Origin of the sequence: Pseudomonas sp. NY15374 (assembly GCF_048068255.1) — a bacterium.
GTDB lineage: Bacteria > Pseudomonadota > Gammaproteobacteria > Pseudomonadales > Pseudomonadaceae > Aquipseudomonas > Aquipseudomonas machongensis.
Map to the genome: position 1 here is coordinate 176079 of NZ_JBLUPZ010000004.1, position 15747 is coordinate 191825.

The 15747-nt window shown below is 63.7% G+C and carries 10 protein-coding genes; 3 read left to right on the forward strand and 7 right to left on the reverse strand.

Annotated features, from left to right (window positions below):
- The first annotated feature begins 89 nt into the window (after window positions 1–89).
- Both ACNFHO_RS11680 and ACNFHO_RS11685 read left to right on the forward strand, forming a co-directional pair.
- Window positions 90–995, forward strand: a complete 906-nt coding sequence (locus ACNFHO_RS11680) for a LysR family transcriptional regulator (RefSeq protein ID WP_054891198.1) — start codon at window positions 90–92, stop codon at window positions 993–995.
- Between the two features lie 52 nt (window positions 996–1047).
- On the forward strand, window positions 1048–1821 hold the full coding sequence (locus ACNFHO_RS11685; RefSeq protein ID WP_054891199.1) for a ParA family protein: 774 nt from the start codon (window positions 1048–1050) through the stop codon (window positions 1819–1821).
- On the opposite strand, the gene trxC is transcribed toward ACNFHO_RS11685, so the two are convergent.
- The 7 genes from trxC to betI form a co-directional block, all read right to left on the reverse strand.
- On the reverse strand, window positions 1818–2252 hold the full coding sequence (gene trxC / locus ACNFHO_RS11690; protein WP_063541589.1) for a thioredoxin TrxC: 435 nt from the start codon (window positions 2250–2252) through the stop codon (window positions 1818–1820). The genes ACNFHO_RS11685 and trxC overlap by 4 nt on opposite strands.
- 72 nt (window positions 2253–2324) lie before the next feature.
- Entirely contained in the window at window positions 2325–3785 is a 1461-nt protein-coding gene (gene selO, locus ACNFHO_RS11695; RefSeq protein ID WP_416766364.1) for a protein adenylyltransferase SelO, read from the reverse strand.
- Between the two features lie 163 nt (window positions 3786–3948).
- Window positions 3949–7254: a mechanosensitive channel MscK gene (gene mscK / locus ACNFHO_RS11700; RefSeq protein ID WP_054891202.1), complete on the reverse strand. Its 3306-nt coding sequence runs from the start codon at window positions 7252–7254 to the stop codon at window positions 3949–3951.
- 34 nt (window positions 7255–7288) lie between these two features.
- The gene (locus ACNFHO_RS11705) at window positions 7289–9031 is read right to left on the reverse strand and encodes a potassium/proton antiporter (protein WP_054891203.1); all 1743 of its coding nucleotides are present in this window, start codon (window positions 9029–9031) and stop codon (window positions 7289–7291) included.
- A gap of 255 nt (window positions 9032–9286) precedes the next feature.
- Window positions 9287–10984 (reverse strand): choline dehydrogenase, encoded by a 1698-nt coding sequence (betA, locus tag ACNFHO_RS11710; RefSeq protein ID WP_054891204.1) that lies wholly within the window; start codon window positions 10982–10984, stop codon window positions 9287–9289.
- 76 nt (window positions 10985–11060) lie between these two features.
- Complete coding sequence (gene betB / locus ACNFHO_RS11715; RefSeq protein ID WP_112899397.1) at window positions 11061–12533, reverse strand: betaine-aldehyde dehydrogenase; 1473 nt, start codon at window positions 12531–12533, stop codon at window positions 11061–11063.
- A gap of 30 nt (window positions 12534–12563) precedes the next feature.
- Window positions 12564–13229: a transcriptional regulator BetI gene (betI, locus tag ACNFHO_RS11720; RefSeq protein WP_054891206.1), complete on the reverse strand. Its 666-nt coding sequence runs from the start codon at window positions 13227–13229 to the stop codon at window positions 12564–12566.
- A 477-nt stretch (window positions 13230–13706) separates the two neighbouring features.
- On the opposite strand from betI, the gene ACNFHO_RS11725 reads away from it, so the two are divergent.
- A complete protein-coding gene (locus ACNFHO_RS11725) occupies window positions 13707–15710 on the forward strand; it encodes a BCCT family transporter (protein ID WP_054891207.1) in 2004 nt (667 codons plus the stop codon).
- The last annotated feature ends 37 nt before the right edge of the window (window positions 15711–15747 follow it).

The window sequence follows — 15747 nt, forward strand, 5'->3', positions numbered from 1 at the left end:
AATGAAAAAAGCATATAGCTGGCTAATGATTAGATCCAATATATTGTTCGACCTATTTGATAGCTTTAGCGACTTGTTTGGAGCCGATCATGGAACTGCGCCACCTGCGTTACTTCATCGCCGTCGCCGAAGAACTGCACTTCGGCCGTGCGGCCCAGCAACTGGGCATCTCTCAGCCGCCCTTGAGCCAGCAGATCCAGGCGCTGGAACAGGAACTGGGGGCGCGTCTGTTCGAGCGCACCAATCGTCGGGTCGAGCTGAGCGAGGCCGGACGACTGTTCCTTGAGGAGGCGCGCCAGGTGCTGGCGCAAGTCGACAAGGCGGCCGACGTGGCACGTCGCGCACAGTTGGGCGAGCTGGGCGAGATGAAGATCGGTTTCACCTCGTCGGCGCCCTTCACCTCGAGGATTCCCCAGGCGATCCACGCCTTCCGCCAGCGCTTCCCGGCAGTGCACCTGCACCTCAAAGAGATGAGCAGCCGTGAAGTGGTCGATGCGGTGTTCGACGAATCCATCGAGGTCGGCCTGATGCGGCCGCTACCGGTGCCGGAAGGGTTGGCGGTCACCGAGTTGTTTCGCGAGCCGTTGGTCGTGGTGCTCAATGCCTCTCATCCGCTGGCGCTGGGCGGCGAGCAGGGCCTGTATATGCGGGACTTGGCCCACGAGCCGTTCGTATTCTTCCCACGCAGCTACGGCAGCGGTCTGTATGCGCAACTGATGGACCTGGCACGCCAGGCAGGCTTCAGCCCGCATTTCGCCCAGGAAGCCGGTGAGGCGCTGACCATCATCGGGTTGGTCTCGGCGGGCCTTGGGGTTTCGGTGTTGCCCGCGTCGTTCCAGCGCATCCGCATCGACGGCGTGGTGTACCGCACGCTGCTCGACGAGCAGGCGACCAGTGCGGTCTGGCTGGTGCGTCGCGAGGGCGCGGGCTCGGCGATGGCCCGGGCGTTCGTCGACCTGCTGGCGGGCCTGGAAAAGCCCGAAGGTGCTGGCTAAACCGCTGCGCCGGACACATACTCGGGCATTCCCTGATACACGGAGGTCAGTCATGCGGCGCGTGGTGTTCAATCAGAAAGGTGGCGTGGGCAAGTCGAGCATCGCCTGCAACCTGGCGGCGGTCAGTGCCAACGAAGGCTACCGGACCCTGTTGATCGACCTGGATGCCCAGGCCAACTCGACCCAGTACCTGACCGGTTTGACGGGTGACGACATCCCCATGGGTATTGCCGATTTCTTCAAGCAGAGCCTGTCCAGCGGGCCGTTCAGCAAGAAGAACAAGGTCGATATCTATGAAACGCCCTTTGACAACCTGCACGTGGTCACCGCCACCGCCGAGCTGGCCGACCTGCAGCCCAAGCTCGAGGCCAAGCACAAGATCAACAAGCTACGTAAATTGCTCGATGAGCTGGACGAGGATTACGAGCGGATCTACATCGATACCCCGCCAGCGTTGAACTTCTATGCGGTTTCCGCGTTGATCGCCGCAGATCGTGTGCTGATTCCCTTCGATTGCGACAGCTTCTCGCGCCAGGCCCTGTACGGCCTGCTGGCCGAGATAGAGGAACTCAAGGACGACCACAACGAAGACCTCCAGGTAGAGGGCATCGTGGTCAACCAGTTCCAGTCACGGGCCAGCCTGCCTCAGCAGATGCTCGACGAGCTGCTCGCCGAGGGCCTGCCGGTGCTACCGGTGTACCTGGGCAGCTCGGTGAAGATGCGCGAATCCCACCACGCCAGCCTGCCGCTGATCCACCTGGAGCCGCGGCACAAGCTGACGCAGCAGTTCGTCGAGTTGCACTCGCTGCTCGAAGAAAACGCTTAGATCCCTTGGCTGCGCACCCACTCCAGCAATGACTGGAGTGGAAACGCACCTGCCTGGCGGCTGACTTCGCGGCCGTTCCTGAACAGGATCAGGCTGGGGATCGAACGGATGCCCAGTTGCCCGGCGAGGTTGCGGTTGGCCTCGCTGTCGAGCTTGGCCAGGCGGCAGCGGCCGCTGAGCTGGCGGGCCGCCTGTTCGAAGGTCGGTGCAAAGCTCTTGCACGGGCCGCACCAGTCGGCCCAGACGTCCACCAGCAAAGGCAGGTCGCCCTTTATCTGGCTGGCGTAGGTGCTTTCGCTGAGCTCGAAGGGCTTGTCGAGCAATACCGCCTGCTTGCAGCGCCCGCATTTCGGGCTGTCGCCCAGGCGTTCGCTGGGCAGGCGGTTGAGGCCGTTGCAGTGCGGGCAGGGGATTACCAGTGGGTCGGACATGTTTTCTCCGCATAGGCTTCACATATAACCTGTGACAGTGGGCAAGCCCGCTGTCACAGGATCAGGTGTTGTTCAGGAAGAACAGCTGATTTCCAGATGCTTGCCCCACTCTGGTGGTCGCTCGGCATAGGCTTGCATCCCGGGCTGTTCCTCGAATGGCTTGCACAGTACCTGGTGCAGCCGTCGCACTTCACTGTAGTCCCCACCTTCGGCCGCCTCGATGGCGCGCTGCGCCAGATAGTTGCGCAAGATGTACAGCGGGTTGACCGCATGCATGCGCTCACGCCGACCTTCGGCGTTGCCCGCTTCGCGCTGGCAGCGTGCGAGGTAATCGGCGCTCCAGGCGTCGAAGCCGGCGAGGTCGATGAAGTCGTCGCGGACCACTTTCAGTGCCTGTTCCACTGGCTGCTCGCCAAGGCGGCGGAAGAACAGGGTGTAGTCCACGCCGCCACTCTGCATGCGCTGCAGCAGGCGTTCGACCAGGGCCATGTCGTCGTCTTCGGCGGTGGTCAGGCCGAGCCGACGGCGCATCAGGTCCAGGTAATGGGCCTGGTACAGCGGCAGGAACAGGCTGAGCGTCTCCTTCAGCGCCTCCACGTCGATCACCGTGGTCAGGGCCTGGGCCAGGGCGCTCAGGTTCCAGTGGGCGATCGGTACCTGGTTGGCGTAGCTGTAGCGGCCGCGATCGTCGGAGTGGTTGCAGATGAAGTTGGCGTCGAAGTCGTCGAGGAAAGCGTAGGGACCGAAATCGAAGGTGATGCCCAGGATCGACATGTTGTCGGTGTTCATCACCCCGTGGCAGAAGCCATAGGCCTGCCAGCGCGCGATCAGCTCGGCGTTGCGCTCGACGATGTTGCGGAACATCGCCAGGTACGGCTGCTCGGCGTCGCGGCATTCGGGGTAGTGCTGATCGAGCACGTGATCGATCAGCACGCGTTGTTGCTCGGGCTGCTGGGTGTAGTAGAAATATTCGAAATGACCGAAGCGCACATGGCTCTGCGCCAGTCGCAGCAGCATGGCCGCGCTTTCGCGGGTCTCGCGCCACACCGGGGTGCTCGAGCCGACCACGCATAGTGCCCGGCTGCTGGGAATGCCCAGGGCGTGCAGCGCTTCTGAGGCGAGGAACTCACGGATCGACGAACGCAGCACCGCGCGGCCGTCGCCCATGCGCGAGTACGGGGTCTGGCCGGCGCCCTTGAGGTGCAGGTCCCAGTGCTCGCCCGCGTCGTTCAATACCTCGCCCAGCAACAGGCCGCGGCCGTCACCCAGGCGCGGGTTGTACGAACCGAACTGATGGCCGGAATAGACCATCGCCCGTGGGTCGGCTTCTTCCCAGAGCTTGTGGCCGCTGAACAGCTCGGCGAACACGGGCTCATCGGCCTGGGCTGGGTCGAGATCGAGCAGGGCCATGGCCGATTCGCTGGCGACCACCAGGCGCGGCTCGGCAATCGGCTCGGGCAGCACCTGGGTGGAGTAGGTGTCGCCGAGTTGGGCGAAGCGGTTATCGAAGGTGAGTTGGTCGAGGGCTTTCACGTGGCCGGCTCCTGGCTATCGGTGACATGGTGCCGCCTTGCGGCCCTGCGCGGGGCAAAGCCCGCACCTACAGAACTCGGTTTCCTGTGGGAGCGGGCTTGTCCTGCGGTCGAGGGCAAAGCCCTCGCAGGCATTCTGGGCGCTTGCACCCATCAGCGTCCACTCAGCTCGGTGGCGTGCTGTCGGGTTTGCTCTCCAGCGGGATCATCTGCTGCTTGCCACCCTTGGTGTCCATCAGGAACACCTCCACCTGACGCACCGAGATCTTGATGTCGTGGGCCTTGAACTCACGGTTGATGTAGCGGTTGATCTCGTCCAGCGTCGGGTTGCGGTCGCCCAGGTCGCGCACGTGCATGCGCAGCTCGTGATCCAGCGAGCTCTCGCCGAACTGCAGGAAATACACGATCGGCTCAGGGTCCTTGAGCACACGTGGGTTTTCGTGGGCACCCTTGAGCAGCAGGTCGCGCACCAGGTCCAGGTCGGAGCCGTAGTCGATGCCCAGCTTGAGCGTCACTCGGGTAACCGTGTCGGTCAACGACCAGTTGATCAACTGGCCAGTGATGAACGTCTTGTTGGGGACGATGATGTCCTTGCGGTCGAAGTCGGTGATGGTCGTGGCGCGAATGCGGATCTTGCTCACCGTGCCGGACAGATTGCCGATGGTGATGGTGTCGCCGATCCGCACCGGACGCTCGAACAGGATCATGATGCCGGAGATGAAGTTGGCGAAGATCTCCTGCATGCCGAAGCCCAGGCCCAGAGACAGGGCGGCGACCAGCCACTGCAGCTTGTCCCAGCTCACCCCGAGGGTGGCTAGGGTGCTGACGATGCCCACCCCGACGATCACGTAGGACAGCAGCGTGGTGATCGCGTAGGCACTGCCCTGGGCCAGGCTCAGGCGCGACAGCACCAGCACTTCCAGCAGGCCTGGCAGGTTGCTGGCCAGGGCGATGGTGATGCCGGCGATGACCAGCGCACCGAGCAGGTCGCCGAGGCTGATCGGCACCATGCTGGCTGCCGCGCCGGTGCCGCTGGCGTATTCGTACAGGGTGACGTTGTTGAGGTAGGAGAACACGGTGATCAGGTCCGACCATACCCAGTACAAGCCACCGATGAAGCCACCGAGCAGGGCCAGGCGGATCAGGCGCAGGGACTGCTGGTTGACCTGCTCGATGTCCAGGGTCGGTTCCTCGATGATGACTTCGCCGTCCAGACCTTCCTTGGCAGCCGCGCGCTTGCTCAACGCGCGCTGGTAGGCCAGGCGTCGCGCCGCCACCGACAGGCCACGGACGAACGCCGCCTCGATCACCAGCCAGAACAGCAGCAGGTAGAGGGTATAGATCAGGCGGTCGGTGAGTTTCAGTGCGGTGTAGTAGTAGCCGAAGCACACCGCGACGAACAGTGCGATCGGCAGCGCGGTGAACGCTACCCCGACCGCCTTGCGGAACAGCGACGTGTCGCGGTGCGCCGGGCTGCTCAGCAGCAGGCGGCTGAGCAGCCAGGCCATCAGCGCATAGCACGCCAGCACCACGCCGATGCCCAGCACGTCGTCGGCCAGCGCCGAAGGCTGGTGCTCGGCCACCGCGACCACACCCACCAGGGCCAGCACCACCGTGCCGAGCCTGCGTACCCAACCGCGCAGGAACTCCACCTGCGGCTTGTGCCAGCGGAAGTGCACCTCGGCCACGCCGCCGGGGGCCAGCACGCGGTAGGCGGTGTAGAACACCAGCCAGGCCTGGGCCAATTGCCACAGCGCAGCGCCGAGGTTGGCGTTCTGGCCGCGGGCGTCGATCTGCAAGGCATAGCTGCACAGCGCCAGGCCCAGGCTTACCGGCATGGCCAGGAGGATGTTGATGAGGATCGCTTGTGGCGTGTGCCACTGGCTGTCGCGACGGAAGTGGCCGATGTCCTGGTGCACCTTGCCCAGGCGCTGGTACAGGTACTTGCGCCGCCACAGCAGCGCGCCGATCACCAGCAGCAGCGGCAGGAACAGCAGCGGGCGCTGGCTCAGGCCGTCGGCCAGTTCCTTGATGCCCGAGCCCCAGGGCAGGCTGGCGACCTGGTCGGCGAAGCGCTCGGGCACATAGCGCAGCCAGTCCCAGTCCAGCGGCTTGTTGCTGGGGATCCAGAACATCTGCTCATCGAGGGTGGTGCGCAGGTTCTGCGCGGTGCCCAGCAGTTGCTTCTGGTTGAGCTGCAGGGTGATGGACTCATTGAGCAATGCCGAAAGCTCGCGGTTCAGGCGCTCGAGCAGGTCGCTGCGGGTGATGGCGACTTCCAGCAGCGCCTTGCGCAGTTGCGGGGTGACATCCTGCTCAGGCTGGGTGGACAGCAGCTTGTCGACGTAGCTGACCGGGCTGCTCATCTGCTCGCGCTGCTGGTTGACCTCGAACTGGTACAGACGGATATCGGCGATCTGGTCGGCCAGGTCGCGGTCTACCTTCAGGTGCGGCAGCGCCTGCTTCTGCTTGTAGAGGATCTTCGACAGCAGCAGGCTGCCCTTGAGCACGTTGATCTGCTCGTCCAGCGCCTGGTCGGCCTGGGTCAGGGTGTCGAGCTGCTGCTTGGTCTGCAGGTTCTGCTGGGTGAGTTCGTTGAGGCGGTCGGTGCTGCGCAGCAGGTAGTCGGAGAGCTTGAGGTTGGCGGCGCTCTCGTTGGCCAGCAGGGTGCTGCCGCCGGCTTTCTGCGCTTCGATCGACTGCTGGGTGACGGTCTGTTGCGACTGTGCCAGGCGCTTCTCGTTGATCAGTGTCTGCAGGTCCTGGATCTCTTGCTCCAGGCGTGCGGCACGCTCGATCAGCAGGTCGTGGCGGGCGTTGCCCAGGTCCTGCAGCAGGCTGTTGCCGGCCAGCTCCTGGCGGCGCAGCAGGGTGAGGGCGTTGAGCGAGGCCAGTTCGGCATTGAGCTGGTTGCGCTGGTCGGCGGAAATTGCCTTGCCGTTGTCCTTGCCCGACTTCAGCGCGTTGTTGATCTGCTGGGCGCGGGTCTGGTTGTTGCTGATCTCGGCCTGGGCACGTTCGGGGCGGGTCTGGGAGTTGATGATCAAGCTGTTGGCTTCGGACAGCGCCTTTTGCAGCTCGCCCTGCTGGGTGCTGCGCTCGCTGAGCATCTGCTCGAGCTGCGGTACGCTGAGGCTGGCGTAGCGCTGGGCCACGGGCGTGACCTTGCTGTCCTTGAGCTTGGCCAGTTCGCGCTGGCTGTCGCGGGTTTCCTGGGGGGCACCGGCCAACTGCTGCTTGAGGTCGGCGAGTTTCTTCTCGCTATCCTCTTTGCTGGCGATCAGCGTGAGGGTCTGTTCCAGGACCTGCTGGAGCGCCTTCTGCTCGGGCTCCGGCAGCTTGCGCTCGGCAATCTTGTCCAGGCTGTTCTGAATACCGGGAGCGGCCGGCACCTCGGCCGCCACAGCGGCGAACGACAGGGAAAGGCACAGCCCGAGGAGGGCTGCGCGGGCATACACGCGCAGGGACATAGGCAGACTACTTGCGAGAGGGCACTAACGGAGTTTAGAGGAACAGCCCCGGGCCGGGCCGGGTTCCTTCGGGGAATCTGACGCCCACTTTCTGGATCTTGTTCCCGTCCATGGTCGCGACCGTCCAGATCGTGCTGTGCCATTCGACCTGGTCGCCTACGACTGGAGCGCCTCCGACCTTCTGTCGGATGAACTGCGCCAACGGCATTTTCGCATCCAGGCCGTCGAGTTTCAGGCCATAAAGCGCTGCCACCGCACCGAGTTCGGCATCGCCTTCGAGGACGAAGTCGCCGAAGAAGCGCAGGTCCAGGCCGCGCTGTGGCGCCTGGCTGAACAGTTTGCCCAGGGCGGGCAGGTTGTGCTCGTGGCCGATTACGCAAAGCATGTCGCCGACCTCCAGCACGGTACTGCCCGAGGGGTGCAGCAATTGCTCGCCACGGAACAGCGCGGCGATACGCGTGCCCTCGGGCATCTTCAGCTCGCGCAGGGCTGCGCCGATGCACCATTTTTCAGCGCCCAGGCGGTAGACGAACAGCTCCCACTCGCTGGTAATGTGCACTTCCAGCGCCGAGCGCGAGATCGGCGCTGGATCTGGCGGCACCGTGACCTTCAGCAACTTGGCCATCCACGGCAGGCTGGTGCCTTGCACCAGCAGCGACACCAGCACGATGAAGAACGCCAGGTTGAAGAACAACTGCGCATCCGGCAGGCCCGCCATCAGCGGGAACACCGCAAGGATGATCGGTACCGCGCCGCGCAGGCCAACCCAGGAAATGAAGCCCTTTTCGCGCCCGTGGAAAGCCTTGAACGGCAGCAATGCGGCCAGCACCGACAGTGGGCGGGCGAAGAGGATCATCCACAGCGCCAGCCCCAGGGCGGGCAGTGCGATGGGCAGCAGGTCGTGCGGGGTGACCAGCAGCCCCAGCACCAGGAACATGCCGATCTGCGCCAGCCAGGCCATGCCGTCGAGCATGTGCAGGATGCCGTGGCGGCTGCGGATCGGCTTGTTGCCCAGCACCAGGCCGCACAGGTAGACGGCAAGGAAACCGCTGCCGTGCAGGGCGTTGGTCAGCGAGAACACCACCAGGCCGCCGGCGACCACCAGGATCGGGTACAAGCCGCCGGCCAGGTTGATGCGGTTGACCAGTTGCAGCATCAGCCAGCCGCCGCCCAGACCCAGCAGGCCGCCGATGCCGAACTCGCGCAGCAGGTGGGTCAGCAGGCTCCAGTGCAGGCCGGTCTGGCCGCTGGCGATCATGTCGATCAGGGTGACGGTGAGAAATACCGCCATCGGGTCGTTGCTGCCCGACTCGATCTCGAGCGTTGCCGTGACCCGTTCGTTCAGGCCTTTGCCACCGAGCAGCGAGAACACCGCCGCGGCGTCGGTAGAGCCGACGATGGCACCGATCAGCAGGCCCTGGATCAGGCTCAGGTCGAACAGCCAGGCAGCGACCATGCCGGTAAGGCCGGTGGTGATGAGCACGCCCACCGTGGCCAGCGACAAGGCTGGCCAGAGGGCCACGCGGAAACTCGCCACCCGCGTGCGCAGGCCGCCGTCGAGCAGAATCACGGCCAGCGCGAGGTTGCCCACCAGGTAGGCGGTCGGGTAGTTGTTGAAAATGATGCCACCACCATCGACACCGGCGACCATGCCGACCGCGAGGATGATGACCAGGATAGGGATGCCCAGACGTGACGACAGAGAGCTGACCAGGATACTTGCGCCCACCAGCAGTGCGCCGATCAGGAACAGGCTGTTGATGGTGCTGGCATCCAAAGGCAGGTACTCCGGGATATCGCAGAAAGATGACTTGACTGGCAAGTCGCGTGCCAATCGATTCTAACCTGATGAATTGCCAGCATGTAAAGCGTTTCTGCAGATGTACAAAAGGCACCGCGGTGGGTGCCTTTTGTTGTGCTGACTATGCGGGCCCTTTCGCGGGCAAGCCCGCCCCCACAGATTCACCACAGGCATGAAGACTTGTGCAGTACCTGTGGGAGCGGGCTTGCCCGCGAAGAGGCCGGTGCAGGATTACGCCTGCTTGACCTCACGCATCGGCTTGCCCTTCACCGGCGCACCGTTGGCCTTGTAGTACTTGGCCGTGCTGCGTGGCAATGGCTTGCGGCCACGGATCTTGTCGGAGATTTTCTCGGCGATCATGATCGTGGTGGCGTTGAGGTTGCCGGTGATGATGATCGGCATGATCGACGCATCGACCACGCGCAGGCCTTGCATGCCATGCACGCGGCCTTCGCCATCGACCACCGCCATGTCGTCGGTGCCCATCTTGCACGAGCAGGACGGGTGGAACGCGGTTTCGGCGTGCTCGCGGATGAATTTGTCCAGCTCTTCATCGGTCTGCACGTGCGCGCCTGGGCTGATTTCGCGACCGCGATACGGGTCCAGCGCCGGCTGGGCCATGATCTCGCGGGTCAGGCGGATGCCGTCGCGGAACTCTTGCCAGTCCTGTTCGGTGGCCATGTAGTTGAACAGGATGCTCGGGTGCTGGCGCGGATCCTTGGACTTGGCCTGGATACGGCCACGGCTTGGCGAACGCATCGAACCCATGTGCGCCTGGAAGCCGTGTTCTTTCACGCCGTTGGAGCCGTTGTAATTGATCGCCACCGGCAGGAAGTGGTACTGGATGTTCGGCCATTCGAACTCAGGACGGGTGCGGATGAAGCCACCGGCCTCGAACTGGTTGCTGGCGCCGATGCCGGTGCCGTTGAACAGCCACTCGGCACCGATGGCCGGCTGGTTCCACCACAGCAGCGAGGGGTACAGCGACACCGGCTGGGTGCAGGCGTACTGCAGATACAGTTCCAGGTGGTCCTGCAGGTTCTCGCCGACGCCCGGCAGGTCGTGGACCACCGGAATGTCGAGGCTCTCCAGCAGGGCGCGCGGGCCGACACCGGAGCGCTGCAGCAACTGCGGCGAAGCGATGGCGCCGGAGCTGACGATGACTTCCTTGCGGGCACGGGCTTCGACGCGCTCTTCGCTGTCACCGACCAGATAGGTCACACCCACGGCGCGCTTGCCTTCGAAGAGTACGCGATCGCTCAGGGCGTGGGTGACGATGGTCAGGTTAGGGCGCTTCTTGGCCTGGTCCAGGTAGCCACGGGCGGTGCTGGAGCGACGACCGTTCTTGGTCACCGAACGGTCCATCGGACCGAAGCCTTCCTGCTGGTAGCCGTTGAGGTCTTCGGTGCGTGGGTAACCGGCCTGTACACCGGCTTCGACCATGGCATGGAACAGTGGGTTGTTGCCAGCTTTTGGCGTGGCAACGCTGACCGGGCCGTCGCCGCCGTGGTAGTCGTTCGGGCCGATGTCGCGGGTTTCGGCCTTGCGGAAGTACGGAAGGCAGTCGAGGTAGGTCCAGTCTTCCAGACCTGGCAGTTCAGCCCAGCCGTCGAAGTCCATGGCGTTACCACGGATGTAGCACATGCCGTTGATCAGCGAGGAGCCACCCAGGCCCTTGCCGCGGCCACATTCCATGCGGCGGCCATCCATGTGTGGCTCAGGGTCGGTCTCGTAGGCCCAGTTGTAGCGGCGGCCTTGCAGCGGGAAGGCCAGGGCCGCCGGCATCTGGGTGCGGAAATCGAAGCGGTAGTCGGGGCCGCCTGCTTCCAGCAGCAGCACCGAGACGTTGGCGTCTTCGGTCAGGCGGGTGGCCAGGGTGTTACCGGCCGAACCGGCACCGACGATGATGTAATCGAATTCTTGGGACATGCAAAGTACCCTCGTTGGCAGTGTTCAGGGAGCGGGAGCGCCCGTGCGCAATGTCACGGGCGTGGCCAGACCGGTCTTAGAAGACCGAGTTGTAGCCGCCCAGCTCGACCTGCACCGACTTGATGCGAGTGTATTGAGCCAGCGAGCTGACGCCGTTTTCACGGCCGACGCCCGACTGCTTGTAGCCGCCAACCGGCATTTCGGCTGGCGATTCACCCCAGGCGTTGATCCAGCAGATACCGGCTTCGAGCTTGTGGATGATGCGGTGTGCGCGGGTGATGTCGTTGGTGCATACGCCCGCAGCCAGGCCGTACTCGGTGTCGTTGGCGCGGCGGATGACTTCTTCTTCGGTTTCGTAGGTGAGGATGCTCATCACCGGGCCGAAGATCTCTTCCTTGACGATGGTCATGTCGTCGCGGCAGTCGGTGAACACGGTCGGGGCGACGAAGGCGCCCTTGGCGAACGCGCCTTCGGTCAGACGCTCACCGCCGCACAGCACGCGGGCGCCTTCTTCCTTGCCCTTGGCGATGTAGCCCAGGACGCTTTCCATGTGCGCGAAGCTGACCAGCGGACCGAAGTTGGTGTTCTCGTCTTCCGGGTTGCCGATGCGGATGCGGGCGACGCGTTCGGCGATCTTGGCTTCGAACGCGGCTTTCATCGCTGCCGGAACGAACACGCGGGTGCCATTGGTGCAGACCTGACCGGAGCTGTAGAAGTTGGCCATCATCGCGATGTCGGCGGCCTTGTCCAGGTCGGCGTCGTCGCAGATGATCAGCGGCGACTTGCCACCCAGTTCCATGGTCACTTCCTTGAGCGAGGAGCTCGAAGCGCTGGCCATGACTTTCTTGCCGGTGGTGGTGCCGCCGGTGAAGGAGACTTTCTCGATGCGCGGGTGCTCGGTCAGCAGGGTGCCGACTTCACGGCCGCTGCCGGTCAGGACGTTGAACACGCCATCCGGCAGACCGGCTTCGGTGAAGATCTCGGCCAGCTTCAGGGTGGTCAGCGAGGTGACTTCAGACGGCTTGAAGATCATCGCGTTGCCGGCGGCCAGGGCTGGCGCAGACTTCCACAGGGCGATCTGGATCGGGTAGTTCCACGCGCCGATACCGGCAGTCACGCCCAGCGGCTCGCGGCGGGTGTAGACGAAGGACGATTCGCGCAGCGGGATCTGCTCGCCTTCGATGGCCGGGATCAGGCCTGCGTAGTACTCCAGCACATCGGCACCGGTGACGATGTCGACGTAGCGGGTTTCGGAGTACGACTTGCCGGTATCCAGGGTTTCCAGCATGGCCAGCTCGTCGTTGCGCTCGCGCAGGATGTCGACGGCGCGGCGCAGGATGCGCGAACGCTGCATGGCGGTCATCGCGGCCCAGACTTTCTGGCCACGTTCGGCGCTCTCGACGGCGCGCTCGACGTCAGCCTCGGTCGCACGCTGGACGTGGGCAAGGACTTCGCCGGTGGCCGGGTTGATGGCTTCGAAAGTGGCATCGCTGCCAGCGTCGACATAACCACCATCGATGTAGAGTTTTTGCGTTCCGAAACGGGCCATAGAGTCCTCGCAAGTGCAGTGTGTGATTGGCTAGCCGCGTCGTGCTCCTGCCGGTTGGGCAGTCGCTGCGTGCGATCGTTCAGCCGCCTGGGGGTTGGTAGCCAGGTCGTGCTGCTTAGCCAGTTGTAGATCCATGTATTCGTAGGCGATCCGTATTGCCTGCTCGGTGTCGAACGCGTCGCCCGAGAGCGCACCACGCAGCCACAGGCCGTCGATCAGGGCCGCCAGCCCGCGAGCAGCCTTGCGTGCATGGTAGAGCGGCAAGACACGACGGAACTGGCAGCACAGGTTGGAGTAAAGGCGGTGATCGTTGATCCGCTGCAACCTGTGCAAGGACGGCTGGTGCATGCTGGCGGCCCAGAAGGCCAACCAGGTTTTCATTGCCGGGCCGCTGACCTGGCTTGCGTCGAAGTTGCCTTCGACGATCACTCTCAGGTGCGCCCGCGGGCTGTCGTCGGTGAGGGCTTGTCGGCGGGCGACGGTGCCTTCGCTCAACGCATTCATGAGGTAGCGCATGGTCGCTGCTATCAGGCCGTTCTTGTCCTGAAAGTAGTGACTGATGATGCCGTTCGACACACCGGCCAAACGGGCAATCAGCGCAATGCTGGCATCTCCCAGGCCGACCTGGTCGACAGCCTGCAATGTGGCGTCGATCAACTGCTGGCGGCGGATGGGTTGCATACCGACCTTGGGCATCTTGCTATCTCCTCAGGCCTGCGAGCGGACAACACGCATCCGACTCGGCGAGGGCCAGTCTATTTTGTTTTGATTGAACGTTCAATCAATAAAGAATAAGCTCTGCGACAATTTGTGCCATTGACAGTCTTTCAGGCGGTCGAGAAGGCACGGATTGACACCCCAGGAAAACGTGTAACCCCCGGAATACAAGGCGTTGACGGGCAAGAACGGTGCATGGACAGATTCTGCCGAGCGGTCGATGACCGCGCGGACGACCCTTGGAGCGGGTCAGGCGAGCTGTGACCAATGCGCGCATCCAGTGAGGATGAAGGCGCTCAGGTGCAGTCCGCCGGTCTGTTTTTTTGCAGCGTTTCGATTCGGGATCACGGTTTCCAAGGTGCTTTTATAACACCTGACGCAGTGGAGCTATTGCACCAATTGCGCGGGAAATGACTGATTAGCCTCCACAGCCGTACTGCCCGGAGCATTCGTGCAATGAGTTCTGCCTCCCTGACAAAGCCCCCCGCCGAGAGGGTTCGGGTCAACCGCGTGGTGTTCCTCACCTCCGCGCTGCTGGTCCTCGCGTTGACTGCCTTGCTTATCGCTGTACCCGAAACCGCCGGCCAGGTGCTGGGCGTGGCCCAAAAATGGCTGACGCGCACTTTCGGCTGGTACTACATGCTGGTGATCTGCGGTTACCTCGTGTTCGTCGTCTACCTGGCCTTCTCCGACTACGGCAAGCTCAAGCTGGGCGGCAAGGACGACCAGCCCGACTTCAGCTACGGCGCCTGGGCCGGCATGCTGTTCTCCTCCGGTATTGGCATTTCGCTGCTGTATTTCGGCGCATCCGAACCGCTGGACCACTATTTCAATCCGCCGGAAGGCACCCCTGCCAGCCTCGAGGCTGCGCGCCAGGGCCTGCAACTGACCTTTCTGCACTGGGGCCTGCACGGTTGGGCGATCTACGCCCTGGTGGGTCTGGCCGTGGGCTACTTCGCCTACCGCCACAACCAGCCGCTGGCGCTGCGTTCGGCGCTGTACCCGCTGGTCGGTGAGCGTTGGGTCAAGGGCGCGGCCGGCAATGCCGTGGACATCTTCGGCATGTTCGTCACCCTGCTGGGCCTGGTGACCAACCTCGGTATTGGCTCGATGCAGGTCTCCTCGGGCCTGGAGTACCTGTTCGGCATGGATCACAGCAAGACCAATCTGCTGGTGGTCATTCTGGTGATGGCCGGTGTGGCCACCGTAGCCGCGGTCTCGGGTGTGGAAAACGGCATTCGCCGCCTGTCCAACCTGAACATCATGCTGTTCAGCGGGCTGTTGATCTTCGTCCTGCTCGGCGGCAATACCCTGCACCTGCTCAACGGCTTCGTGCAGAACGTCGGCGACTACCTCAACGGCATCGTACTCAAGACCTTCGACCTGTATGTCTATGAAGGCGAGGCCGGCAAGTCCGAGCGCTGGCTGGGCCTGTGGACCGTGTTTTACTGGGCCTGGTGGATCTCCTGGGGCCCGTTCGTCGGCATGTTCATCGCCCGTATCTCCAAGGGTCGTACCGTGCGCCAGCTGGTCAGCGGCGTGCTGCTGATCCCGCTGGGCTTCACCCTGGCGTGGCTGTCGATCTTCGGCAACACCGCGCTGGACCTGGTGATCAACCAGGGCGCCGTTGAGCTGGGCAAGACAGCGCTGGAGCAGCCCTCGATGTCGATCTACCAGTTGCTGGAGTACTTCCCGGCGGCCAAGATCGTGATCGGTGTGGCGGTGTTCGTCGGCTTCGTGCTGTTCCTCACCCCAGCCGACTCGGGCGCGGTGATGATGGCCAACCTTTCGTGCAAAGGCGGCCAGGTCGACGAGGATGCGCCGCACTGGATGGTGGTGTTCTGGTCGGTGATCATCACCCTGGTTACCATCGGTCTGCTGTTCGCCGGCAACTTCGAAGCCATGCAGACCATGGTGGTGTTGGCCGGCCTGCCGTTCTCGGTGGTGCTGGTGCTGTTCATGTTCGGCCTGTACAAGGCGATGAAGCAGGATGTCGCGGTCGAGCAGGAGCGCGCGGAGCTGGCTGCCCGTGGCCGTCGCGGCTTCAGCGAGCGCCTCACGCAACTGGAGCTTGAGCCGACCCAGGCGGTGGTGCAGCGCTTCATGGACAAACAGGTCAGCCCGGCCCTCAAGGAGGCGGCGGAACAACTGCGCGCCCTGGGCTTCGAGGTGGAGACCCGTGTCGGTCAGTCGCGCAACATGATGGGCGTGCGGGTGATGATGGAAGAGGGCAACCCGTTCGTTTATGAAGTCAGCCTGGACGGCTACCTGGCGGCACCGAGCGAGGCGTCTGCCGGGGGCGAACCAGAAGTGCGCCAGCGCTTCTACCGCGCCGAGGTGTACCTGCACAACGGCAGCCAGGAGTACGACCTGATGGGCTTCCTGCCTGAGCAGATCGTGCGCGATGTGCTCGATCAGTTCGAAAGCCACCGCCAGTTGCTGGGGCGTGTCTACAGCTGATCGCTTAGGCGGCGTATCGTTGGGAAAAGGGCTCTGT